This is a genomic window from Microcystis sp. LE19-84.1B, from assembly GCF_027531875.1.
GTDB lineage: Bacteria > Cyanobacteriota > Cyanobacteriia > Cyanobacteriales > Microcystaceae > Microcystis > Microcystis panniformis.
Window position 1 is genome coordinate 1 of the sequence record NZ_JAPZSR010000152.1, and the last position, 24882, is coordinate 24882.

General features: G+C 43.5%; 18 protein-coding genes. 7 read left to right on the forward strand and 11 right to left on the reverse strand.

Going from position 1 to position 24882, the window contains the following annotated elements:
* Positions 1-260: 260 nt before the first annotated feature.
* Positions 261-398, reverse strand: a complete 138-nt coding sequence (locus O9324_RS09625; protein WP_287704831.1) for a hypothetical protein — start codon at positions 396-398, stop codon at positions 261-263.
* A 628-nt stretch (positions 399-1026) separates the two neighbouring features.
* Here O9324_RS09625 and pckA point away from each other — a divergent pair.
* Positions 1027-2706: a phosphoenolpyruvate carboxykinase (ATP) gene (pckA, locus tag O9324_RS09630; RefSeq protein WP_288140061.1), complete on the forward strand. Its 1680-nt coding sequence runs from the start codon at positions 1027-1029 to the stop codon at positions 2704-2706.
* Positions 2707-2877: 171 nt separating this feature from the next.
* On the opposite strand, the gene O9324_RS09635 is transcribed toward pckA, so the two are convergent.
* The 3 genes from O9324_RS09635 to urtD form a co-directional block, all read right to left on the reverse strand.
* Entirely contained in the window at positions 2878-4101 is a 1224-nt protein-coding gene (locus tag O9324_RS09635) for a BaiN/RdsA family NAD(P)/FAD-dependent oxidoreductase (protein WP_288140062.1), read from the reverse strand.
* Positions 4102-4325: 224 nt separating this feature from the next.
* Complete coding sequence (gene urtE, locus O9324_RS09640) at positions 4326-5024, reverse strand: urea ABC transporter ATP-binding subunit UrtE (protein ID WP_002771591.1); 699 nt, start codon at positions 5022-5024, stop codon at positions 4326-4328.
* Between the two features lie 38 nt (positions 5025-5062).
* Positions 5063-5809, reverse strand: a complete 747-nt coding sequence (gene urtD / locus O9324_RS09645) for an urea ABC transporter ATP-binding protein UrtD (protein ID WP_002771592.1) — start codon at positions 5807-5809, stop codon at positions 5063-5065.
* Positions 5810-5832: 23 nt separating this feature from the next.
* Between urtD and O9324_RS09650 the strand changes: the two genes are divergently transcribed.
* Positions 5833-5973, forward strand: a complete 141-nt coding sequence (locus O9324_RS09650) for a hypothetical protein (protein ID WP_288140063.1) — start codon at positions 5833-5835, stop codon at positions 5971-5973.
* Positions 5974-6026: 53 nt separating this feature from the next.
* On the opposite strand, the gene urtC is transcribed toward O9324_RS09650, so the two are convergent.
* The 5 genes from urtC to O9324_RS09675 all read right to left on the reverse strand — a co-directional run bounded on the left by urtC (position 6027) and on the right by O9324_RS09675 (position 10935).
* The gene (urtC, locus tag O9324_RS09655) at positions 6027-7181 is read right to left on the reverse strand and encodes an urea ABC transporter permease subunit UrtC (RefSeq protein ID WP_288140064.1); all 1155 of its coding nucleotides are present in this window, start codon (positions 7179-7181) and stop codon (positions 6027-6029) included.
* A 3-nt stretch (positions 7182-7184) separates the two neighbouring features.
* On the reverse strand, positions 7185-8345 hold the full coding sequence (locus O9324_RS09660) for an ABC transporter permease subunit (protein WP_288140065.1): 1161 nt from the start codon (positions 8343-8345) through the stop codon (positions 7185-7187).
* A 94-nt stretch (positions 8346-8439) separates the two neighbouring features.
* Complete coding sequence (gene urtA, locus O9324_RS09665; RefSeq protein ID WP_288140066.1) at positions 8440-9753, reverse strand: urea ABC transporter substrate-binding protein; 1314 nt, start codon at positions 9751-9753, stop codon at positions 8440-8442.
* A gap of 403 nt (positions 9754-10156) precedes the next feature.
* Positions 10157-10432, reverse strand: coding sequence for a TMEM165/GDT1 family protein (locus O9324_RS09670; protein ID WP_002764179.1), 276 nt, complete (start codon positions 10430-10432; stop codon positions 10157-10159).
* 170 nt (positions 10433-10602) lie between these two features.
* Positions 10603-10935 (reverse strand): TMEM165/GDT1 family protein, encoded by a 333-nt coding sequence (locus O9324_RS09675; protein ID WP_002788220.1) that lies wholly within the window; start codon positions 10933-10935, stop codon positions 10603-10605.
* 214 nt (positions 10936-11149) lie between these two features.
* Between O9324_RS09675 and O9324_RS09680 the strand changes: the two genes are divergently transcribed.
* A complete protein-coding gene (locus O9324_RS09680) occupies positions 11150-11770 on the forward strand; it encodes a vWA domain-containing protein (protein WP_288140067.1) in 621 nt (206 codons plus the stop codon).
* Between the two features lie 48 nt (positions 11771-11818).
* Here O9324_RS09680 and glgA read toward each other — a convergent pair whose 3' ends face one another.
* Entirely contained in the window at positions 11819-13246 is a 1428-nt protein-coding gene (gene glgA / locus O9324_RS09685; RefSeq protein ID WP_288140068.1) for a glycogen synthase GlgA, read from the reverse strand.
* Positions 13247-14098: 852 nt separating this feature from the next.
* Here glgA and O9324_RS09690 point away from each other — a divergent pair.
* Together O9324_RS09690 and ppk1 are read left to right on the forward strand one after the other, a co-directional pair.
* Positions 14099-18922, forward strand: a complete 4824-nt coding sequence (locus O9324_RS09690; RefSeq protein WP_288140069.1) for a choice-of-anchor L domain-containing protein — start codon at positions 14099-14101, stop codon at positions 18920-18922.
* Between the two features lie 907 nt (positions 18923-19829).
* Complete coding sequence (gene ppk1, locus O9324_RS09695) at positions 19830-21998, forward strand: polyphosphate kinase 1 (RefSeq protein WP_288140070.1); 2169 nt, start codon at positions 19830-19832, stop codon at positions 21996-21998.
* Positions 21999-22285: 287 nt separating this feature from the next.
* On the opposite strand, the gene O9324_RS09700 is transcribed toward ppk1, so the two are convergent.
* A complete protein-coding gene (locus O9324_RS09700) occupies positions 22286-24010 on the reverse strand; it encodes a diflavin flavoprotein (RefSeq protein ID WP_288140071.1) in 1725 nt (574 codons plus the stop codon).
* 418 nt (positions 24011-24428) lie between these two features.
* Here O9324_RS09700 and O9324_RS09705 point away from each other — a divergent pair, with 418 nt between their 5' ends.
* Together O9324_RS09705 and O9324_RS09710 are read left to right on the forward strand one after the other, a co-directional pair.
* Complete coding sequence (locus O9324_RS09705) at positions 24429-24584, forward strand: CU044_2847 family protein (RefSeq protein ID WP_002786874.1); 156 nt, start codon at positions 24429-24431, stop codon at positions 24582-24584.
* 1 nt (position 24585) lies between these two features.
* On the forward strand, positions 24586-24882 hold a 297-nt coding region (locus O9324_RS09710), incomplete at its 3' end, for a Uma2 family endonuclease (RefSeq protein ID WP_271987681.1).

Here is a 24882-nt window from a genome sequence, read left to right on the forward strand (position 1 = left end):
ATTTTGGCCGCAGGGCTTGCGGTGTCAGTCTGTAGAGCGACCATAAGACCAGAACAGAGTAAATCTGTTAAGGCAGGTGCGGAACCCCGCAAGGGAAAGAAGCAGAAACCCAAATCGTGAGGTTTGGGAATCACCGTCCGTTTACGGCGGTGAGGATGTCAATATTAGTTGTTTTTTTTCGAGATCGAGCTAGAATTAATTAACCTGTTACACAATCAATTCTAAGGCTTGCCAACGGCTAATAGAGTCAATTTTGGCCGCTAACTGGTTCCTGTGTCAATCGACTTTTTTTTATTAGCGGCGAAATCGATTTGACCACGTTTAGGATCATTGTCATCATCTCTAGACAACCAGCTATTGTTCTGACGTTCCCCAAAACCAGAGACTTCCTCCCCCACCATTAAGATAGGCTAAGACGCATTTTAACCGCCTATCCTTAAGATTGGCTAAATCTCCTCAAATCCCTTTACCGTTGCAAGAGTGCCTCATCTCAACAAGCAATTTAAATTCGCGGGCAGCTTAAGTAGGGAGGCACAATTATTTGTAGGATGGGTTAGCGGTAGCGTAACATAATCGGCCGTTGGGTTTCATACTTCAACCCAACCTACGTTCATCTTATATTTAATTCCACCCACCCACTTAACTGCTAGATTAGCTGACCAATTTTGTTTAGCTGTTAACTTTTGTAAAAAAAACATTAGCTGTATCCTATTGTACAGCTAGACTAAAAATAGCTAGAAAAAGCAGTTAGATCGGCAAGAGGGAAAAGGTACAAACCCTGACTGGGAGATGAGGGTTAAATACGCAAATAATCCTGAATTACCGCTCTGAAGTTGGCTTTACCGACAGCAAAAGACCAGATTAATCAGGGAAACATCGTCAGATCAACTAATCAATATAGCTTCTTAGGTGTCTGGGAGTGAAAAAGACAGAAAACGAGGGTTTTCTAGTTTCTATAACTGCACTAATCAGAGACCTAGAACTTAGCTCTAAACCGACAACTAAATTATCAGGAGAATTGGGGTTATGCTGACTCTACACACGCTGACCAATGATAGTATCTCTTGTCCCTTGTCCGATCGCATGGAGAATGTCAATTTCCACTACGAATTAGAAAATCAAATTCATCCCACCTACGGCCTCGAAAACCTAGGCATGAAAAATCTCGGTCGCGTTTATCGCAATCTTTCCGTACCGCAATTAGTCGAACAGGCGATCGAACGTCATGAGGGCGTTTTAGCCGATAATGGGGCTTTAGTGGTGGAAACGGGTAAATATACCGGTCGTTCCCCCAAAGATAAATTCATTGTCAAAGAAACCACCAGCGAAAAGGAAATCGACTGGAATCAGCATAACGCTCCGATTAGCGAGGAAAAATTCCAGCAATTATACCGAAAAGTCCTCGCCTATGTGCAGGGAAAAGACCTATATATCTTCGATGGTTACGTCGGGTCCGATCCTAATTGTCGCTTTGGCGTGCGCGTCGTCACCGAAATCGCCTATCATAACCTCTTTGCTCATCAGTTATTCCTCCGGCCCAGTGCGATCGAACTAGCTGCCCATGAAACTGATTTTACCGTGATTGCCCTGCCGGGGTTACAGGGAGATCCCGAGGATGACGGACTGAACAGCGAAGCCTTTATCGTCCTCAACCTGGCCAAAAAAATCGTTCTCATCGGTGGCACTCGCTACGCTGGCGAAATCAAAAAATCCGTCTTCTCGATGATGAATTACCTGATGACCAAACAAGGGGTTTTACCGATGCACGGTGCCGCTAACATCGATAAACACGGTCATACAGCCCTCTTTTTCGGTCTCTCCGGTACGGGGAAAACCACCCTTTCCGCCGATCCTAAACGCAGCCTCATCGGTGATGATGAACACGGTTGGTCAGAAGACGGCATTTTTAACTTTGAAGGCGGTTGTTATGCTAAAACCATCCGTTTAAGTGCCGAATACGAACCCCAAATCTGGGCGGCGATTCAATTTGGCACTATTCTCGAAAACGTGATCCTCTCCCCCGATAATCGCCTTCCCGACTACGATGATGGACGTTTGACCGAAAACACCCGCGCCGCCTATCCCCTGCGTTATATCCCTAATTGTGCCGTATCTGGCATGGGGACCCACCCGAAAACGATTATCTTTTTAACTGCCGATGCTTTTGGGGTACTGCCACCAATCGCCAAATTAACCAAGGACCAGGCGATGTATCATTTCCTCTCCGGTTATACTAGCAAATTAGCGGGAACGGAACGGGGAATCAGCGCCCCACAGGTGACTTTTTCCAGTTGTTTCGGTCAATGTTTCTTCCCTCTCTCACCCCTCGTCTATGCCCAAATGTTAGGGGAACGTTTAGAACAACATCCCGAAACCTCCGTTTATCTGATTAATACTGGTTGGTCCGGTGGTCCCTACGGAGTCGGCGATCGCATTTCGATCAAACACACCCGCGCTATGGTTTCCGCCGCTTTAAATGGCGATTTAGAGGAAGTCGTTTTTCATCCTCATCCCATCTTTCAAGTTCTCGTTCCCGAAATTGTCCCCGGAGTTCCCAAAAAAATCCTCGACCCGCGACAAGCATGGCAAGATGGCGAATCCTACGACCTACAAGCGCGAGAATTGGCCCATCGTTTCGTGGAAAATTTCCGTCAATTTACCACTGCCTCCCAAGAAATAATTGCAGCCGGTCCAATTTGGGAATAGCAACATCAAGGAATCGGTTATCAACTAGGGTTTGCGGCAAAAAGTTTGTTGGTGGGGTTATCAGTTATCAGTTATCAGTTATCAGTTGTCAGATGTGAGTTTTCAGTTCACTGTTTACTGTTTACTGAAAAAAGGTTCCCCACTTCCCCACTTCCCCCTCTCCAGCACTCCCTACACCCTTCTATTGCCCATAGCTTGTCCAGCGAGATAACCAGTGGTCCAAGCGCTTTGAAAATTAAATCCCCCCGTGACTGCATCGATATCTAGTACCTCCCCGGCAAAATATAACCCCGGACAGATTTTACTTTCCATAGTTTTAAAATCCACTTCCTGAAGATTCACTCCCCCAGAGGTGACAAATTCCTCCTTAAACACCCCTTTCCCTTTGATTTGATATTCCCCCTGCTGTAATTCAATCATCAATCGATTGAGAGTATTTTTAGATAATTCTGCCCAGGGAGTTTCTGAGTTAACAGTCAAGTAACTTAATAAACTCTGCCAAAGACGCTTAGGTAACTGCTCAAAGGGACAATAATTAAAAAGTTTTCTTTTGGGATATTCACTTTTAGTTTGTAAGATAATTTCTCGCAATTTTTCAGGATGATAATCCACCAACCAATTAATTATTAAAGGCATTCGGTAATGATGCTCGTGAAGTACCCGCGCTCCCCAAGCAGAAAGTTTTAAAATAGCCGGTCCACTAACTCCCCAATGGGTAATTAATAAAGGTCCGATTTGTTCTAATTTACTTCCCCCAAGACGAACTCGCACTTTATCCACAGTAACCCCTAACAAATCTTTCAGACGAGGATCGGCAATTTGAAAGGTAAATAAAGAAGGGACAGGAGAGACTAGAGAATGACCTAAATCTTGAGCGGTGCGATAACCAAAAGGACTACTTCCCGTAGCAATTAACAGCTTATCTGCTCTAATTTGCTCATCTATTTTTAATTCAATTAAAAAACTTTCTTCCTGTTTTTTTACGGATTTAACTGGGGAATTTAGCCTTAAATTAACCCCAGCAAAAGTCGCACTTTCCCGCAGACAATTAACAATAGTTTCAGAATTATCGGTGCTGGGAAACATTCGTCCATCCGCTTCCGTTTTTAGTTTTACCCCCCGCAATTCAAACCATTTAATAGTATCTTGGGGTTGAAACCGACTAAAAGCTCCCCGTAGTGCTTTGCCACCGCGAGGATAATAATTAACCAATTGGGAAACATCAAAACAATGATGGGTGACATTACAGCGTCCCCCTCCCGAAATCCGCACTTTAACTAGGGGTTCTTTTGCCGCTTCTAGGATAGTAACGCCAGCTTTTGGGTTAGATTCTGCCGCTTTAATTGCGCCAAAAAATCCCGCTGCCCCGCCACCAATTACGACTATTTGAGTCATATAAGTAAGTGGTTATAATTGAATTGAAGATAGATTTTGTCTTTGATCCCCCCTTAATCCCCCCTTGATAAGGGGGGTGTCGATCCCTCCTTAATCCCCCCTTGATAAGGGGGGTGTCGATCCCTCCTTAATCCCCCCTTGATAAGGGGGGTGTCGATCCCTCCTTAATCCCCCCTTGATAAGGGGGGTGTCGATCCCTCCTTAATCCAAGGAAAAAGTTAAGTTTAAACTGCCAAAAATCGCTGAATGACTTCTTGACTTAATTCGCTTGTGAAACCAGAAGCAACAATTCCCCCTTTCTGCATGGCGTAATATCGATCAGCTTGGCGGACAAAATGCAGGTGTTGTTCTACTAATAAAACGGCGATTCCTTTGCTGGCAACAATACGCCGCACCGCTGCTTCAATTTCGAGAATAATTGACGGTTGAATTCCTTCTGTGGGTTCATCTAAAATTAATAATTTTGGTTCCCCAACTAAGGCGCGAGCGATGGCTAATTGCTGTTGTTGTCCACCGCTTAAATCTCCTCCCATCCGCGATAACATGGTTTTTAAAACGGGAAATAAATCAAAGATTTCTTCGGGAATTTTGGCATTTTTTCTCCTTGTGGGTAAAGCTTCCAAACCGAGAATTAAATTTTCTTTTACCGTTAAACGGGGAATAATATCCCTACCCTGCGGCACATAACCCAGTCCTAGTCTGGCTCTTTGATCTGAGGTTTTATTAATGAGGTTTTGTTGCTCATAATTAATTACTCCCGCTCGCGGTTTTAAGATACCCATTAGGGTTTTTAATAGGGTAGTTTTACCCACGCCATTACGTCCGATTAAACAGACCATTTCTCCCGCATTAATGTTAAGATCAACATCTCTTAAAATATGACTTTCTCCGTAGTAAACATTGAGATCAGATATGTGTAACATTGTCAACCCTTTTTAACTAATTTTAATCATTTTACTTTTTATTCTTCCGAGGAACCTAGATAAACTTCAATAACTTTCGGATCATTTTGAATTTGCTCCATATTCCCCTCACAGAGAACGGTTCCTTGATGTAAAACCGTGACTTTACGGGCAATTTGACGGACGAATTCCATATCGTGTTCAATGACAATAATTGAATGACTTTCCGCTAGATTTAATAACAAATTGCCCACGTTTTCTGTTTCCTCATCGGTTAATCCTGCCACGGGTTCATCTACTAGCAGTAAATCTGGTGACTGGGCCACTAATTGACCAATTTCTAAGCGTTGTTTTTCGCCGTGGGACAGTAAAGAAGCGGATAAATCAGCTTTAGCAGTTAACCCGATAATTTCCAATAAACCAATAACTTTTCTGCTATCTTCTAGCGGAGGACGACCGAAAAGAGTCGAGAAAACATTTTTATTACGGTTGCTAACTAAATCGAGATTTTCTCGCACAGTTAGATTTAAATATACCCTAGGAGTTTGGAATTTGCGACCAATACCTAAACGAGCGATCGCATATTCAGGAATTTTGCGGAGATCTCGACCTTTAAATAATACCCGTCCGACGGTGGGTTGCACTTTCCCAGTAATCACATCTAAAAAAGTGGTTTTTCCCGCACCATTGGGACCGATAATCACCCGCAATTCTCCCGTATCCATACTGAAATTAAGATTATTGAGAGCTTTAAAACCCCCAAAACTAACGGTAAGATTCTCGATTTCTAAGATTTTTCCAGTCATAATTTCTAAGAGGGAGTGGGGAAGTGGGGAAGTGGGGAAGTGGGGAAGTGGGGAAGTGGGGAAGTGGGGAAGTGGGAAGTGGGAAGTGGGAAGTGGGAAGTGGGAAGTGGGGAAGTGGGGAAGTGGGGAAGTGGGGAAGTGGGGAGAAAAAAACTGATTACTGATTACTGATTACTGTCTCCTGTCTCCTGACTCGGAGAATACTAACAGAATAAGATCACTTATGCTCTAATTCTTCTCTTTCCAGTTGCACTTCTGGATCTTCCTCAATACTAGGATAGGTAATTAAAGTTTTGCGGAAACCAAAATGAGTCAGCAAACGTTTAATCCCACCGAGAATACCATCGGGAAGCACTGTCACCACAATTAGGAATAGGGCCCCTTGGAAAAATACCCAGACTTCCGGCAATTGTTCGCTTAAAAAAGTTTGGGCCATGCGTACCAATAAAGTACCGATAACTGCCCCCACAAGGGTAGCGCGTCCCCCCACAGCCACCCAAATCACCATTTCAATGGAAAAAGCCACATCCATAGAGTTAGGAGTGATAATTCCGGTTTGCACGGTGTAAAGAGCGCCAGCGACACCGGCAATCGCTCCAGAAATGGCAAAAACTAACACCTTAAACCAAGTAGGATCATAACCAGAAAAACGAACCCGCACCTCATCATCGCGAATGGCGACTAATAAGCGCCCAAATCTGCCTGTAGTTAACCAACGACAGAGGAGATAAATAGCCAGTAAACAGACAATTGTGAGTAAATAAAAGGCCACTTGAACGGCATCGGAACCCACCAGTAACCCGAAAATTGTTTGGGTATCGGTTTTTAAGCCATTAGTGCCGTTAATTAACTTCTGTTGACCGTTAAAAAAGTTAAAAAATACCAGTAAAGCCGCTTGGGTTAAAATCGAGAAATAAACCCCTTTAATGCGATTGCGGAAGATTAAATAACCTAATAATCCTGCCACGATCGCTGGTACAATAATTAGGGCTAAAATTGTCAAAGGTAGGGAATAAAAAGGTTGCCAAATAAAAGGTAATTCTGTCACCCCATAGAGAGTAAAAAATTCGGGCATTTTTCCGGGGGGTAACTGAAGATTTAGGTACATGGCCAAAGCGTAACCACCGAGAGCAAAAAAGATGCCATGACCAAGACTTAATAAACCCGTATAACCCCAGATTAAATCTATCCCCAAAGCGACAATAGCGAAGGAAAGAAATCGCCCCAATAAACGCAAGCGGAAAGCCGACAAAGCTAAGGGCAAAAACACCGCAAAGATAACCACCAATCCAACGATAACAGCGATTTCCGTGATTAACTTTTTCTTTTCCCGTTGTCGGGATTCGTTTCTAGTGATGGTTTCGGTAATCATAATCTATAACTCGGCAGTACGTCCTTTAGGAGGAAAAATTCCCGCAGGTTTGAATTGCAAGAAAGCAATAATTAAAGCAAAAATCATCACTTTGGCCATGCTAGTGGTGGAGAAAAAGGTGAAGAAATCCGTTAGGGGTTTTAGTGCTGCCACGGAACCGGACATCAGGGCAAAAGTTCCCGAACCAATTAAATAATTAGCCACACCAATGGCCATGGCCGCGATAATAGTTCCTAGTAGATTACCCACTCCTCCCACCACCACTACCATAAAAGTATCAACGATATAATTTTGTCCCACATTTGGACCGACGGAACCTAAGAAACTAATCGCGCAACCGGCAACTCCAGCTAATCCCGAACCGAGGGCAAAAGTCAAAGCATCCACTTGATTTGTTGGAATGCCTAAACAGGCACTCATCTGGCGATTTTGGGTGACAGCACGAATGCGTAAACCCCAAGAAGATTTATTTAAAAACCAATAAGTCCCTAACAAACAAAGAGCAGTTAAAATGATAATAAATATACGGGTGTAGGGCATTTGAAAACCCAGTAAAGGTAAACCTCCCCGTAACCAAACAGGAGCGGTTACATCGACGTTTCTGGCACTAAACCAGGGTTTAGCAAGAACGGAATTAAAAGATAAAAGATAGCCTAATAATCCAGCGATAGCTAGGGATAAAGGGAGGGTGATACCGATAGCTAAACTGCGAATTCTCTCCCAATCTAGGCGACGACTTAACACCTTCATTGCCCCAAAAAATAAGAGACAGAAAACTATTAAACTAATTGCTAATAAGCCGTTGACACTTCTGACAAATTGTTGCAGAATTAAGCTAACTCCCCAAGTAGCCAGCAGCGTTTCTAGGGGTCTGCCGTAGAGAAACCTAATCACCCCCCTTTCTAATAATAATCCCGCCAATCCCGACACTAAAAAAGCGATCGGTAGGGCGAATAAAACATAAGTATCAAAGAAGGGAGAACCGAAACCTTTAAAGACATTTTGCACCACAAAAGTACTGTAGGCCCCTAACATCATTAACTCACCGTGAGCGAGATTAATTACCCCCATCAGTCCAAAGACAATCGCTAGTCCTAAAGCGGCCAGCAATAGCACAGAACCGATGCTAATACCATTAAATAATCCTTCCAATAATGCTGACACTTTTCGTTATTCCTGTGCATTTTTAAGCTTTAAAAAGTGGGGTGAACAGTAATGTCCACCTCACCCTCGTTATTGTCTGGAAAAATTACTAAAACTAGGATTTTTCCATTTTGAATTTACCGCCCTTGGCCGGATCAGTCCAGTCACAGGCAAAGCCCTTAGTTTCGGGGACAAATTGGTTCCAAGGTTGCGGATCCACTACCCCCGGAGTTGACCAAACGATGTTAAATAGACCATCATCTCTCACCTGACCAACCCGGACGGTTTTGGAGATATGATGATTGGGGAACATTTGCACCGGTCCTTCGGGAGCATCAAATTTTTGTCCGATGGCGGCGGCGCGAACTTTGTCCAGATCATCGGCGGTTCCCGCTTGTTCCACCGCTTGCTTCCAGAGATAGACCATAATATAGGCCGCTTCCATGGGGTCATTGGTCACGCGATCCTCACCATATTTAGCTCGAAAAGCCGCAACAAATTTCTTGTTAGCGGGGGTATCTACGGTTTGGAAATAGTTCCAGCAAGCGTATTGACCGAGGAGATATTCCTTACCAATCTGTTTAACTTCTTCCTCGGCAACACTCACCGACATGACCGGATATTTATCGGGAGTTAAACCGGCCGCTTGCAGTTGTTTAAAGAAAGCCACGTTACTGTCACCGTTAAGGGTGTTGAAAATAACGCCGCCATCGGGTAAAGCTTGCTTAATTTTGGTAATAATCGGGGTAACTTCCGTGTTACCTAGGGGTAGATAGTCTTCGCCCACGGTTTCGCCGCCTTTCGCCTTTAACTGCTCTTTAATGATCGTGTTGGCGGTGCGGGGAAAAACGTAGTCGGAACCGACGAGGAAGAATTTTTTCCCTTTATTTTCCAGCAACCAAGTCACTGCTGGCTCGATCTGTTGGTTAGGTGCGGCACCGGTGTAGAAGATATTTCTAGAACACTCTTGACCCTCGTACTGGACGGGATACCAGAGCATATGGTTTTTAGCTTCAAATACGGGTAAAACCGCCTGACGACTGGCGGAAGTCCAACAACCGAAGACGGTCACAACTTTGTCCTGGTCGATCAGTTTGGTGGCTTTTTCGGTAAAAGTTGGCCAATCGGAAGCGCCATCTTCCACCACTGCCTCGATCTGTTTACCAAGAACACCACCGGCGGCATTGATTTCCTCGATCGCCAGTTTTTCCGCATCGACTACGCTGGTTTCACTGATGGCCATGGTGCCACTGAGGGAGTGCAGAATACCCACCTTAATTGTCTCTCCAGAAGCCGGGGCGGGACTAGCAGCTGGGCTAGAACTGGCCGTGGGGGTTTGGTTTTGCCCACCGCAAGCTTTTAACAGAATACTGGTTCCCAAAGCGGCAGAACCGTACAGGAGAAATTTACGTCGTCCTAAATTTGACATGATGATCTTGAACTAACCTCGCTGACAATATTAGCTACTTCACACGGATGTTTTTGCTGAGGAGATTTTCGGGAATCTTTCTACGAATATCTGTGTGATATTACGGCTAGGTTAGCAGATTTTTTGTAACTTTCGCTACTTTTTGGCTGTTTTTTGTAGTTTTCGCTGCTTTTTTCCAAAAAATTAATTATTTTTACGGAATTTGCCTCAGTTTTTTAGCTATCAGGAGTCGGGAGACAGGAGGCAGGAGATAGGGTGATAGGGTGATAGGGTTTTGGGGTGATAGGGTGATGAGACAGCTTTCCCACTTCCCCACTTCCCCACACCCTGCCCCCCCGATGTCGGGGGGGTTGGGGGGCCACACCCTGCCCCCAGGAAAAGCTTTTTGCCGCAAACCCAATGATCAATCCGAATCTGGCCAAAGCAGCCGGACAGCAAGCAGCGCAAAACCAATGGCCGCTATTGCTTTTAATATCTTAGCGGGGAATAACTGCGCCATACTGCCCCCCGCAAGGACTCCTAAGAAACTGGTCAGGATTAAGGCGGTAATTGAGCCAAAAAAGACAGCTTTGGGTGATTTGGAACTGCCACCGAGAGCGATCGCTACTAATTGACTTTTATCGCCGATTTCTGCCAAAAAAACCGTGATAAATGTCAGTCCGAATAATTGCCAATTCATAAATTCTAGGGAGATGGGTGGTGGGGAAGTGGGGAAGTGGGGAAGTGGGGTGATGGGGAGGTGGGGAAGCTGTCTCATCACCCTACCACCCCAAAACCCTATCACCCTATCTCCTGACGACCGACTCCTGAATACTGAATACTGATCACTGATCACTGATAACTGATTGCTTAGAGAATATCGCTGATCAGTAAACCAGTGATCAAAAGGAGAAGGATAGCGACACCGATATCTAAGGTTTTGGGGGAAAGACGACGAGCAATCCAATAACCGATCAGGACACCGAGGAGACTGGTAGCGATTAAAGCGCTGGCTGCCCCAGCAAAAACCACCCAGGGGGATTGGGATTCGGCACTGATCAGAAGGGTGGCTAATTGGGTTTTATCGCCGATTTCAGCCAAAAATATGGTTAGGAAGGTGGAACTAAACACCGTCCAAAAACTCCAAGAAGGTGGATTATCTGGCTTTTTCTCGGTTGAGGCGATCGATTTGCTATCACTCATCGGCTAATTTAACAATATCGGGTTAAGAAATAATTTTCATACTTTTTTCATTTTAGCCCGACCGGTTTTCTGGCGATAGTTTCTGCTGTTGATTACGCTGTCTCCCCCCCCTCAATAGTTAAAAAACCCTAGTCGATCGAGGTGGAGTTTCCATCCTAGAGTTTAATAATTATTAGACTAGGACGAGCGCAAATCCCTTGGAGGTATAGCCCCTATGACCAGTGAAAGTGTTGTACAGGACAGAGATTATACTCTGATTATTGACAAAAGTGGCAGTATGTCCACTGCTGATAAACCCAGTGAGAAAACCCGTTGGCAAATTGCCCAAGAATCCACCCTCGCCTTGGCTAGAAAGTGCGAGGAAATCGATCCCGACGGCATCACTATCTATCTTTTTTCCGGACGTTTCCGACGCTATGATAATGTTACTTCCGATAAGGTGACACGAATTTATCAAGAAAATGAACCGATGGGGAGGACAGACTTGGCAGCTGTGCTTCAAGATGCCCTCGATAATTATTTTCAGCGCAAAACTGCCGGCAAAACTAAACCCAACGGAGAAACTATTCTGGTGATTACCGACGGAGAACCAGATGATCGCAAAGCGGTGATGCGTCAAATTATCGAAGCTTCTCGAAAACTCGATAGCGATCAAGAATTAGCCATTTCTCTGATTCAAGTAGGCCATGATCGGCAAGCAACCGAATTTCTCAAAGCTTTAGACGATCAACTAGAAACGGCGGGGGCCAAATTCGATATCGTTGACACAATTACTATCGATGATATGGAAGATATGACCCTAGCGGAAGTTCTTCTCAACGCCATCACCGGTTAATTTCTAGCCAGTAGGGGTGATATCTCTTCACCCCTACTCAAGGAGGATTTAACTGCTAGTCAGGGCGACAAATTTATCTTTTTCTTCATCGGATAATTGCTCCGATTGTCCAGTGATTTGTTTGTAGATTTTGAGATATTCCAAAGCGGATTTATACCAACTAAAATCTTGAGTCATTGCCCGTTGCTGTAGTTTTTGCCAATCCTGTTTATAACGGAAACTTTCCCAAGTCCGGATCATACAGGTAAACAGGTCTAAAGGTTCATAGCGATCGAAACTAAATCCTGTTCCTTTTTCCTGAATCGGGTCGTGGAAAGACACCGTATCGACTAAACCACCGGTGCGGCGTACCATGGGGATGCAACCATAACGCATGGCCATTAATTGGGAAATGCCGCAGGGTTCAAAACGGGAAGGCATTAACAAAGCATCGGCCCCCCCATAGATGCGACGGGAAAGGGCATCACTATAGAGAAGATGCAGGGACATTCGCCCCCGGAAACGGGAAGTCATCTCCCATAGTTGGGTTTCATAATAGCGATCGCCTGTACCCAAAATAATCAATTGTGCATCAGTATAGGTGAGAAAGCGATCTAAAATTTGCATCACTAGATCAATACCTTTTTGTTCCACCAAACGCGTCACCATCGCCATGACAAAGGCACTTTTACTGACCTGTAGCCCCACTTCTTCTTGCAGGGCAATTTTATTGGCCAGACGTTTTTCGATGGTTTCTGGGGTAAAATTCTGCTTAAGATAAACATCTTTAGCCGGGTCATACACCTCCGTATCGATGCCGTTGACAATCCCCACCAGATTGCCGGAAATATAGGACAATAATCCCTCTAAATTTTCGCCATAAATGGGGGTCTGTATTTGACGGGCATAGGTGGGAGAGACGGTGGTGACGCGATTGGCAAATTGAACCGCCGCGGCCATGGTATTATCGCCCTGCATATACCAAGGACACCAAGTCATTTTTTCTAACGCCTCCCGCCAAGGACCCTGGTAGGCGAGATTATGGATAGTAAAAACGGTGCTAATATCGGGGTCTTGGTGCATCCAGACGGGAATCATGCCCGTGTGCCAATCATGACAGTGAATAACTTGCGGTTTCCAGTAATTCCAAGCGAATTCCGCCGCACCATTGGCAAATAGGGTAAATCGCCAGGCCTCATCTTCGCCTCCGTAGATACTGCGTCCAGAGAAAGCTAGATGACCAAAGAGGTAGAGAGGAATATCCGTATCGGGTAAAACCGTCTCATAGACTAAAAAATCCTGAAACATGGCGAATCCTGACCAAATGGGTTCGGAAGGGATGTCCATTTTTTCTTGGAGAAAACCGTAGTAGGGCAGAAAAATCCGCACGTCATGACCTAGCTGACGCAAGACTTTCGGTAATGCCCCAATTACGTCTCCCATTCCCCCAACTTTGGCCATTGGGGCGGCCTCGGCACCCACAAATAGAATTCGCATACTCTTCCCGCTTCACTTCACGACGACAAGAAATTTTAACAGATAAAACCCCCCTAGCAGGATTTGCCCGCAGGTTATTATCGGATTAGCCTAGATTTTTCTTTCACCAACCAGAGAGCCAACGAGGGGAAAATTAGCTGTTTTGGACATTATTAAGTTTTGTAGCCTTTTTTTGCCGGCTTTTTATTCGGAATAAGTGTTTAAGATTTTGGATGGACTCTACCAAAGAAGACAAAGTAAACTATAGCAATCCTAAATCATTTTCTAAAAACAACTGTATTGATGAATTTTAGGAAAATCAAATTTATGATCGATCATCAATACAAAATTCAAATAAAAATTTGACAATCTTAAAAGACTTGCATAAATACCAGCGTTGTCAAATTGAAAGATGCTCCGAATCAGCTAGGAACTGAAATTACTTTGATAGCAAGGATAGCATTGCATCTTGACAATTAGTGTTTAATGAACGAATAGTGCCGATGGTTGGGCTTAAGTGGGGAACAAGAGTCGCTCGATTTAGCAGTGGAATTAGCCCTACAATCGGCCTAGGGCTAATTCCGGAATTAGCCCTACAATCGGCGTTGTCAAATTGAAAGATGCTCCGAATCAGCACCGGAGCATTGCATCTTTCCTCTTCTGATCTGACAACGCCCCCGTTTTCTTGTATTTAGAAAACGGGTTTCTTTGAGAAACTATTGAGAAAACGGGTTTCTTTGAGAAACCCGTTTTCTGCAAACGCCTATTTAGAAACCCGTTTTCTTGTATAAATGTTAATTTTTGTTACAGAGGTTGAAAAATTGACACTTGTTGTGCCAGAATTGTCGGCAATAAACTTTTGCTGTTAATGTCATGACTTCCACTTTTTTGCCGATTCTTCCTGCTGTTTACGATGTTTTGTTTAATTTCGCTCAATCTGATGGTTTTTGGGCGAATTTAGAAACTGCTTTTGGCACAAGTTATGATGTGGTTAAGGCGACGGAATTACGACAGCAGTGGCAAAGTCGAAATTTCGGTCAACTTCCCCCAATTGAGGTACTCAGTGATGAGGTTTTGGGGACGGCGAATGGGGCATATTCCAGTAGTACGAATAAGATTTATCTATCAGCATCTTTTTTACATACGGCTTCGCCAGCAACGATAGTTAAGGTAATTTTAGAAGAAATTGGGCATTATGTGGATGCTCAAGTTAATCCGGTGGATAGTGCGGGAGATGAGGGGGCAATTTTTGCAGAGTTGGTGTCAGGAGAGAGTTTATCTAGTCAGCAGTTGCAAGTGCTTAAATTAGAAAATGATACTGCTATTGTTGAGATTGATGGACAGCAAATTCAGATTGAACAGAGTATAACTACAACCGATTTGAATAGCGTAACTGCGGCCAATCTTGTTACCGCTTTAGTCGGCTCTGGTGTTACAGTAAGCAGTATCAGTTTTACAGGTGCTAATGTTGCAGCAGGACTTTTTAGTGGCGGACTAGCAGCAGGTTTAGGCATCAATGGGGGGATTGTTCTCAGCAGCGGGAATATTGCTCTTGCCACAGGTCCAAACAACAGTAATTCTGCTGGTGCTAATAATGGTAAGTCAGGTGACACAGACCTAAATAATATAGTCACTCCGAGAACTACAAATGATGCGGCAGTATTAAAGTTTGACTTTATTCCGTTATCTAGCACTATCAGCTTCGCTTTTGTCTTTGCGTCCGAAGAGTATCCTGAGTATGTTGGTTCGTCGTATAATGACGTTTTTGCTTTTTTCGTGAATGGGGAAAATATTGCTCTCATTCCTGGGACAACAACGCCTGTTTCTATCAATAATGTCAGCCCTGTCACTAACTCGGCATTTTTTATTTCAAATACTGGGGGTGCTTTCGACAACCAATTCGATGGTTTTACAACGGTATTGAGTGCAACTGCTGACAAGCTTGCCCCTGGAATTCCAGCAACAATAAAGCTGGCAATTGCTGATACGACTGACTTTATTTTCGACTCGGCAGTCTTCATTCAAGCAGGCAGTTTTGGAAACCCAACTATTGTAACCGTGACTGCTACTGATGCCAACGCTGGTGAAGGTACGCCCGTCAATCCTGGCACATTTACTATCAGTCGGACAGGTAGCACAGCCAGTCCTTTAACCGTAATTTACTCAATTTCAGGAACTGCTAGTAGCACTGATTATAACGCTCTTCCTACGAGCATAACTATTCCGGCAGGACAGGCTGCTACGACGATTACGGTTACTCCAACTGATGATACTGTGACAGAAGGGAGTGAGACTGTAATTCTGTCATTAACTGATACTATCAGTTACGATTTGGGAACACCGAATAGCGCTACGATAGTTATCGCTGATAATGAAGTACAGTCTGTTAATGTCACCCTCTCTGTCAGCCCCGCCAGCGTCCCTGAAGATGGAACACAAAATCTAGTTTACACTTTTAACCGTACAGGTTCTACAACCAATCCTTTAACAGTGAACTTTACTGTTGGTGGCGGGGCTGCTTTTAATACAGACTATACCCAAACAGGTGCGAACACTTTTTCTGGAACTACAGGAACCGTCATTTTTGCCGCGAATTCTAGCACGGCGACCGTAACAATTGACCCGACACTAGATACTACAGTTGAACCCAACGAAACCGTCGCTTTAACTCTCGCTTCAGGAACTGGTTATACAGTGGGTACAGCAACAGCAGTAACTGGAACAATTATCGATGACGACCAGAGTATTACTTTAACGATAAATCCCGCAAGTGTGACAGAAGATGGGACAGCCAACTTAGTCTATACCTTCACCCGTACAGGAGTAACAACAAATGCTTTGACAGTAAATTATACAGTTGGGGGGACAGCTACTTTTAGCACAGATTACACTCAAACCGGTGCAGCAACTTTCACCAGTACAACCGGGACAGTGAATTTTGCTGCTAATTCATCCACTGCTACTGTAACAGTTGACCCCACTGCGGATACCACAGTTGAACCCGATGAAACTGTCATTTTAACCCTCGCGACCGGGACAGGTTATACAGTAGGTACGACCACCGCAGTTACGGGTACGATTACCAATGATGATTTACCTAGTGTCACCCTAGCAGTTTCTCCCGCAAGTGTGACAGAAGATGGGACAACTAATCTGGTTTATACCTTCACCCGTACTGGTGTAACAACAAATGCTTTAACAGTCAATTACACCCTGGGAGGGACAGCGACTCTTAATACCGACTACACTCGTACAGGGACTACCAATACAGTCACCTTCGCTGCTGGTTCAGCGACTGCTACTGTAACAGTTGACCCCACTGCTGATACCACAGTTGAAAGTGATGAAACTGTAGCTTTAACTCTTGCTTCGGGTACAGGTTATACAGTAGGTACGACCACCGCAGTTACGGGTACGATTACCAATGATGATAATCCAGGAAGAATTCAAGGGTTAAAATGGAACGACATCAACGGTAATGGAGTCCGCGAAGACTTAATTCAAGGTAATCCTCCCGATATAGTTTTTGTAATTGATGTTTCCGGTAGTACAAGTTCGCTATTTCAGGGGTTAGCTGTAGGAGATGTTAATAATGATGGTACAGCCAATACCCGACTAGATGCCGAAATAGCGGGATTTATTGCCTTAAATAATCGCTTAGTTAGTAAAGGATTAGGTTCTACAGCTAAAGTCAGTATTGTCAGCTTTGAAAGTAGTGCCAATCAACGGGATATGAATCCAACTATTAGCGGGATTCAATTGACCACAAATCCAGCAACAGATAGCAATAACAATGGCATTAAAGATGTCGAAGAGATTTTACGTTCTCTAGTATATTTAGGTGGAACTAACTTTGAAATAGCCTTACAGAAAGCCACCAACACCCTAACGAGTATAGGAACAACTACTGGTAATGGAAATGTGATTTTTATCTCCGATGGGGAAAACAACCAAGGGGGGAGTTATAGCGATGAAGTTCTCGCCTTACAAAATGCAGGAGTCAAGCTATCAGCTTTTGGCGTAGGAACCGGTGCGAACATCAGTAATCTCCAAGTAATTAATCCTAGTGCTAGTATCTTTACCAGTACTGACCAATTATTAGGTGTTTTTGATGGGTTAGGTAGTGGAACTCAAAGCTTCAAAGAACCAGGATTAGGCGGAGTGAGCATTTACCTAGACCTAAATAATAACGGGGTTTTAGATGCAGGAGAACCAACTCAAGTCACGGCCGTTGATAATCCTAGTACCACCAATATTGATGAAGCAGGACAGTATAGCTTTACTAATGTCCAACCAGGAACTTACATTGTGCGGGAAGTTGTTCCCAGCGGTTTCAGTCAAACCTTTCCTAACAGTCCCAATTATCACACAGTCGTCGTTGGTTCAGGTCAAACTGTCAATAATATCAACTTTGGTAATACCACACCTTCACCTGTTACCCTAACCGTCAATCCTGTCAGTGTAGCTGAAGATGGGACAACTAATCTAGTTTATACTTTCACCCGTACTGGCAATTTGACTAACGCCTTGACCGTAAATTATAGCGTTGCTGGTACAGCTACCCTGAATACAGACTATAGCCAAACCGGTGCAGCAACTTTCACGTCAACAACCGGAACAATTACCTTGGCTGCTGGACTCAGTACGGCTACTTTAACAATTGACCCGACAGCAGATACAACTATTGAACCCAACGAAACCGTTATTTTAACCCTCGCGACCGGGACTGGTTATACAATAGGTACAGCCACCCCAGTTACCGGAACAATTACGAATGACGACTTTTTCCAAGTCTCCATCAATAATGTCACCGTTGTCGAAGGCTTAGATAATCATGCCATCCTCACCGTCACTGTCAATAACCCCAATCCACAACCAATTAGCGTCAACTATACCACTGCACCCATTAACGCTACCGCCAATGTAGATTACACTAGCCAGACAGGAACTCTCACCATTGCTGCTAATACTTCTACTGCTACTATTAGCATTCCCATCCTCAATGATAACCTCAACGAAGCCGATGAAGCCTTTACAGTAACCCTGTCAAATGCGGTTAATGCTACCATCAATCCCGAAGGAGGAATAGGAGAAGTTATCATTACTGATACTTGGCAAAGCACTCTCACTCGCACCTTACCCAACAATGTCGAAAACCTCAGACTAATTGGCACTAACAATATTAACGGTACAGGTAACGCTGGTAACAATAATATCACCGGAAATAGTGGCAATAATCAAATCAATGGAGGTGCGGGAATTGATACTTTAACCGGTGGTCTAGGTGCAGATACTTTCATCTTCCAATTTGGTCAATCTACCATATCAACAAGCGATAGTATCACAGATTTTGCCATCAATAGTGATAAAATCGACTTATTAACTCAAGGTGGAACTGCCATGAATGCGCCTAGTAGTTTCAGTCGCGCTGCTGATAGCACTGTCACCACTTTACAGAATTTAGTCAATCAAGTATTTACTGATGCCAATGGAGCCACTACAGGTAATCAAGAATTAGCGGTTAATAGTGCCGCCTTAGTGCAAGTAACAACTGGTGCGATTGCTGGAACTTACCTCGTTATTAATGATAGCGCGGCTGGCTTCCAATCCAGCGATGATTTATTAATAAATATCACTGGATTTACTGGTACTTTACCAGCTTTAGGGAGCATTCCAGTGGGTAATTTCTTTGTTTAATTAAGTAGGCGTAGGGTGCGTTAGGCGGCTATCAATTCCGTCAAAAAACCAAAATTAACAAGCCGCCGTAACGCACCAACTCTATTATTGAATCGGTGCGTTACGCTATCGCGCTTCACCCCCTAGGAGTAAGCAGACAACTCAAATGAACCCAGCAAGCGCCAATTATGATGAACCCTGGAAAGAAGCATTAAGTCACCTAGAAAACGGGTTTCTTCAAGAAACTATTTAGAAACCCGTTTTCTGGACTTTAAGACAAATAAGTTGGATTTAAAGTTTGAAGGATTAAAGTTTGGTAAGTTGATTGACAAAGAGAAGCTGTCAATAAATATTGACGAATTAATTAGGGCTTGCTGAATAAATGTGAAATGTAGGCACTTCATCGGCCCGCGTCCTGTAGGGGCGAAGCATTCGGGCAATAATTTATCGGTGAAACCGGAGATTTTCTATCCGAATGCTTCGCCCGTACTTTTTCAGCAAGCCCTATATACACTAATGATTAATTGGCAATCTAATCATCATCCTTATCAAATATTCTGATTCGGATTATTGCCTGAACTTGGAGATGATATATTTAACAAGTCAGATCGGCTCGATTTTGTGTTATAATCAAAGCTGGGCTTTAAAGACGATATTCTCAGCAAATTATGCCTATTGTTCTTACTGGCACTCTAATTTCACTGAAAGATTAATTTAACCTTGATCTGTCGGGATTGATTTCTTAACCTTTTAATAAATTGATTTTTTCCCCAGTCAGGCTAAAATCAGTAGGACTAGCATCCAAGATAATCGGGGTAACTTTGGTTAATCTGGGGCAATATAGCCTAAAAAACGCCCAAAATAGTCAAATTTAGGCTGAAGTGGCTTGTTTCTAACTGTTTAATCTACTATTTGGATATTAGACTCTATGACTAAAGCTCCTACCGTAACTTCTGCAATCGATCTTAAAGATTCGCAATATTACTTTAACCGAGAATTAAGCTGGTTAGAATTTAATCGTCGCGTGCTTTATGAAGCACTTGATCCTCGGACTCCCCTACTGGAAAGATTAAAATTTACCGCCATTTTTTGTGCCAATCTCGACGAATTTTTTATGGTACGGGTGGCAGTGCTTAAACAACAGGTAGAGGCAAATGTAGCCGTTTTAAGTGCCGATGGCCGGACTGCCTCGGAACAGCTAACCGAGATCAGTAAACGTCTGCGTCCCCTTGTACAACAGCAGGATCGTCTTTTTGAACACACCCTAAAAAATCTCTTAGTAGAACAGGGAATTCATCTGATTAACTATGTAGATTTACATCAAGAACAGCGCAATTATCTCCATGATTACTTTGAACAAAATATTTTCCCCGTTTTAACTCCCCTAGCGGTGGATCCTAGTCATCCTTTTCCCTATATTTCTAATCTTAGTCTCAATTTAGCCGTGGTCGTTCGCGATCCCGACACCGATAAAGAACTATTTGCCAGGGTGAAAGTGCCGCAGGTTTTCCCCCGTTTTCTGGCATTATCCAAGGAATTACGCCACCAAGATGGAAAAGCTTCGATTTGGACGGGAGTACCCCTTGAACAGGTGGTAATGCACAATTTAGAGGCACTTTTCCCCGGCATGATCATCCAAGAATGTTATCCTTTTCGGGTGACGCGCAACGCTGACATCTCCGTTGAAGAAGATGAGGCCGATGATTTATTATTAGCGATCGAGGAAGAAGTACGCAAGCGCCGCATCGGTAAATCGGCAGTACGTCTGGAAATCCACAGTTCTACTCCTAGCAATATTAAAGACCGGATCATGCGCGATCTGGGACTTGAGGAGATCGATGTTTACGATGTGGATGGACTGCTAGGACACAAAGATTTATTTTATTTTCTGTCTTTACCCTGTCCCGAACTGAAAGATCCCCCTTGGAATGCCGTCACTCCACCGGTTTTACAGGGATTGCGAGAAATAGTTGACGGTAACGAAGACGGCATTTTAGAACAGGATGGCGAAGATATTTTTACTTTAATTCGCAATAACGATATTCTCGTTCATCACCCCTACCATTCCTTTAGTGCCTCAGTACAACAGTTTATCGCCCAGGCGGCCTATGATGCCCATGTTTTAGCGATTAAAATGACTTTGTATCGTACTTCCGGAGATTCCCCGATTGTCAATTCCCTGATTGCAGCCGCGGAAAATGGTAAACAGGTAGCAGCGTTAGTGGAACTAAAAGCTCGCTTTGATGAGGAAAATAACATTAGTTGGGCGAAAAAGCTCGAACAAGCCGGAGTTCACGTTGTTTATGGCTTAGTTGGTCTAAAAACCCACACAAAAGTGGTTCTCGTGGTCAGAAAAGAAGGGGATAAAATCCGTCGTTATTTCCATATTGGCACGGGCAATTATAACCCAAAAACTGCTAAATTATACACTGATTTGGGTTTATTTAGCTGTCGCGAGGATTTAGGAGCAGATATCACCGATTTATTTAACTTTCTGACTGGATACTCCCGTCAGCAATCCTACCGCAAACTTTTAATTGCTCCGGTGAGTTTGCGAAAACGGATGTTAGCAATGATCGATCGCGAGGCCAAAAACTGTAAAAATGGCGGTACGGGTCGCATTGTCGCAAAAATGAACGCTCTTGTGGATAAACCGATTATAGAAGCCTTATACGCCGCTTCTCGTGCCGGTGTGCAGATTGACTTGATTATTCGCGGCATCTGTTGTTTACAGCCCGGATTGCCAGAAATAAGCGAAAATATCCGAGTAATTAGCATTATCGGCCGCTTTTTGGAACATTCCCGCATTTTTTACTTCTACAATGGTGGTCAGGAGGAGGTTTATATTGGTAGCGCCGATTGGATGTCGCGGAACCTGAGTCGTCGCGTGGAAGCAGTGACACCCATCGATGAACCAGCGATCGCCAAGGAACTAGAAGAAATTCTCGGGATTATGTTGTCAGATAACCGGCAAGCATGGGAATTACAATCCGATGGCAGTTATATTCAGCGTCGTCCTGCCAATGAGGGACAGGAAAGCAGTACCCATGTAATTTTAATGGACAAGGCCCTTAAATCTGCGGGTATTAGTCCATAGGAACAGTGATCAGTTATCAGTTATCAGTTATCAGTTATCAGTTATCAGTGGGTAAGTAATCAGTGATCAGATGTGATACTAAATCCGGTTATTAAAAACTGATTATCTATTGCTCCAACCCCCCCGACGTCGGGGGGAGTTGCCTTTTGCCTATTGCCTCTCCTGATATGTAGCCTATAATCAACGGATTTAGTATGACTAACTGGTTGAGAGGGTGAACCATCTCAAAAGCTGAGAGCAAGCATCTTGATCTGTATTTTCTCAACCAGTCAAATCAAGCAAGAATCCTAATAATAATTACCGACTTTGCGATGGTGAACGGCCGTTAAACTATCAGGTTTAGAAACGCGACCATCGGTGACTTTATTGTAAACAATCCAGTGGTCAGCACATTCCATGCGACTAACTACCTCACATTCTAAATAAGCGAGAGCATCGGCTAAAATTGGGGAACCATTATTAGCGGTGCGAGTATTGACTCCTGCAAAACGATCTTCCCCAGGTCCGAAACGTTTTAAAAAGTGTTTCATCAGGGTTTGATAATTGCCTTCTTCCAGAATATTTAAAATGAATTGATCCCCCACTTGCATTAAAGACTCGATCGCCCGATCTTTGGCCACAGCAACGGTAAAACCGGGAGGATCAAAACTTGCTTGCGTCACCCAAGAAGCGACCATTGCCCCGCTTCTGTCTCCTTTCTTGGTGGTAATAATATATAGACCACTGCTAATCCGTCCGATGGCTTTATCAAGGTCAGTATCGAGGGATTTTCTTTGTTTAATTTTTACCTCTTGGGTTAATAGTTGTCCCATGTCTGTCCCCGCTTCTTCACAGCGTTGATAGAGACTCTCGTTAGGAGTTTCCGCGCTACGAATGGGATCGAAAGCTTTGGTTAAGCCAACTTCAAGAAACTTATTAAATAGAGGTAAAATTGGTTCATCATCACCCCCTTGAGATTCAAACATTCCGAGGTATTGTTTGGGGTTAACCGAGGCGAGAATTGTGCCTAGATTCCCCGTAATTTCTTGGGCATTAATACCAGAAACGGGGGGAGTACCGATGACGATTCCCACCGCAGAAGAAGCTAATTCTTTTACCTCTTGGGGATCGGCGGATTTCAGGTCTAAAGTTTCTACAGCCAAACCAGTTTTAGTAATACCTTTGGCAATCGATTGACAGAGGCGATCGCTATAACCATAATCGGAAATATAGAAAACAGCGACGGTTTTTTCTGCCTTAGTTTGTGCCTGACTCCAATCACGATAACGGGTCAATAATTCAGTAACATTATGTTTTAATAACGGTCCATGACCATTAGCCACGAGATTAATATTACCTAGGGGTTCCATACGTTTCATCGCCGCTAGTACGGAACGAGCATTAGGACCCATTAAACATTCATAATAGAAGCGATAATCTGGTTCAATAGCACTTAATTGTTCATCGTAAAGATCATCGGAACAGTAGTGCATTCCAAAAGCATCACAGGTAAATAAAATTCCCGAACCGTGATCGTAGGTAAAAATAGTATCGGGCCAGTGTAAATTAGGAGCGTTAACAAATTCGAGAATGTGACCATTGCCTAGGTCTAACTGATCGCCATTTTTGACCAGTTGACGTTGAAAAGGATGATGAACTAAATTCTCTAAAAACTGAATTGCTACTTTCGACCCAACGACGGTAATATTGGGAGCGAGTTCCAATATATCTCTGACTAACCCACTGTGATCGGGTTCGGTATGACTGATAATTAAATAATCAATTTCTTGGGGGTTAATTAATCCGTTGAGGCTATCAAAATATAGTTTACGGAATTTTTCGTGAGAGGTGTCCACAAGGGCGATTTTTTCCCCACGAATCAGATAGGAGTTATAAGTCGTACCGTTTTGTAATCCGAATTCAATATCGAAGCGATCGCGATCCCAATCGAGGGAACGAATAGCGGTGGTGTCTGCGGTGAGATTGGCCACCTGCACGGTAAGACGTTTTGTTTTGACTGGTGTAGCAACCATCGAACCCCTCCTTATTGTTAAGTTTTTTATACTTTGTCTCTATTGTGCCACGAGAAAATAGGTATGGGAATTTATTTTCCGATAATTACTGATAACAGTTATCTTAATGCTCAGGTGGGAGTCGATCGTCGATAGTGAATTAGCTTATACTTCATCTTTATGAGAAACGCTCCCTAGGGATCTGTGTGGGGAAATGGCTGTTATACACTTGAATCAAGTTAAATTGGACAACTAGCGATCGCTTTTCGGCGGAAACAGGGAATTAGACAAGAAATGCTAATAAGCTAAGACGCATTTAAACCGCTTATTCTTAGATTAGCAGCCAGATTCAGACAAGAAAGGCTCATGTCCCTTGCCTACACTCTATTACTTGTCTTAGATGTCTGTATAATTTGCTATATTTTTAGATGAGCTTATCATGATTTCCCGATCCAATCCACCCAGTAAGGTTACTTTAGAATTTGGGTTACAAGTTGAGGGTAAAACGGGGATTCCTTTGGTGACAAAAGATTCAGCACAAGCTAATATTAAAGTTGCTATTGAATGGCAATTTAACCAAGATAAGGGAGGTTAGTATGCAAGTTCAAATCGAAAAACGCTATTACACACCTGAAGAATACTGTCAGCTAGAAGAAACAGCAGAATACAAAAATGAATATCTAGATGGAGATATTATTCCTATGACGGGAGCAACAATCAATCATAATCTGATTGCTGGTAATTTTTATAAAAATTTTCCGACTAAGATTAACAATCAAGATTATTGGGCTTTTATGAGTGATGTACGGTTATGGATGCCAAGATATCGCTTTTATACTTATCCTGATGTCATGGTGATTAAAGACAAACCATTATATGAAGGAAAAGGCACA

Coding starts and splice junctions, on each gene's coding strand:
- pckA (WP_288140061.1), top strand. CDS start 1,027: ATGCTGACTCTACACACGCTGACCAATGATAGTATCTCTTGTCCCTTG.
- O9324_RS09635 (WP_288140062.1), bottom strand. CDS start 4,101: ATGACTCAAATAGTCGTAATTGGTGGCGGGGCAGCGGGATTTTTTGGC.
- urtE (WP_002771591.1), bottom strand. CDS start 5,024: ATGTTACACATATCTGATCTCAATGTTTACTACGGAGAAAGTCATATT.
- urtD (WP_002771592.1), bottom strand. CDS start 5,809: ATGACTGGAAAAATCTTAGAAATCGAGAATCTTACCGTTAGTTTTGGG.
- urtC (WP_288140064.1), bottom strand. CDS start 7,181: ATGATTACCGAAACCATCACTAGAAACGAATCCCGACAACGGGAAAAG.
- urtA (WP_288140066.1), bottom strand. CDS start 9,753: ATGTCAAATTTAGGACGACGTAAATTTCTCCTGTACGGTTCTGCCGCT.
- O9324_RS09670 (WP_002764179.1), bottom strand. CDS start 10,432: ATGAATTGGCAATTATTCGGACTGACATTTATCACGGTTTTTTTGGCA.
- O9324_RS09675 (WP_002788220.1), bottom strand. CDS start 10,935: ATGAGTGATAGCAAATCGATCGCCTCAACCGAGAAAAAGCCAGATAAT.
- O9324_RS09680 (WP_288140067.1), top strand. CDS start 11,150: ATGACCAGTGAAAGTGTTGTACAGGACAGAGATTATACTCTGATTATT.
- glgA (WP_288140068.1), bottom strand. CDS start 13,246: ATGCGAATTCTATTTGTGGGTGCCGAGGCCGCCCCAATGGCCAAAGTT.
- O9324_RS09690 (WP_288140069.1), top strand. CDS start 14,099: ATGACTTCCACTTTTTTGCCGATTCTTCCTGCTGTTTACGATGTTTTG.
- ppk1 (WP_288140070.1), top strand. CDS start 19,830: ATGACTAAAGCTCCTACCGTAACTTCTGCAATCGATCTTAAAGATTCG.
- O9324_RS09700 (WP_288140071.1), bottom strand. CDS start 24,010: ATGGTTGCTACACCAGTCAAAACAAAACGTCTTACCGTGCAGGTGGCC.
- O9324_RS09705 (WP_002786874.1), top strand. CDS start 24,429: ATGATTTCCCGATCCAATCCACCCAGTAAGGTTACTTTAGAATTTGGG.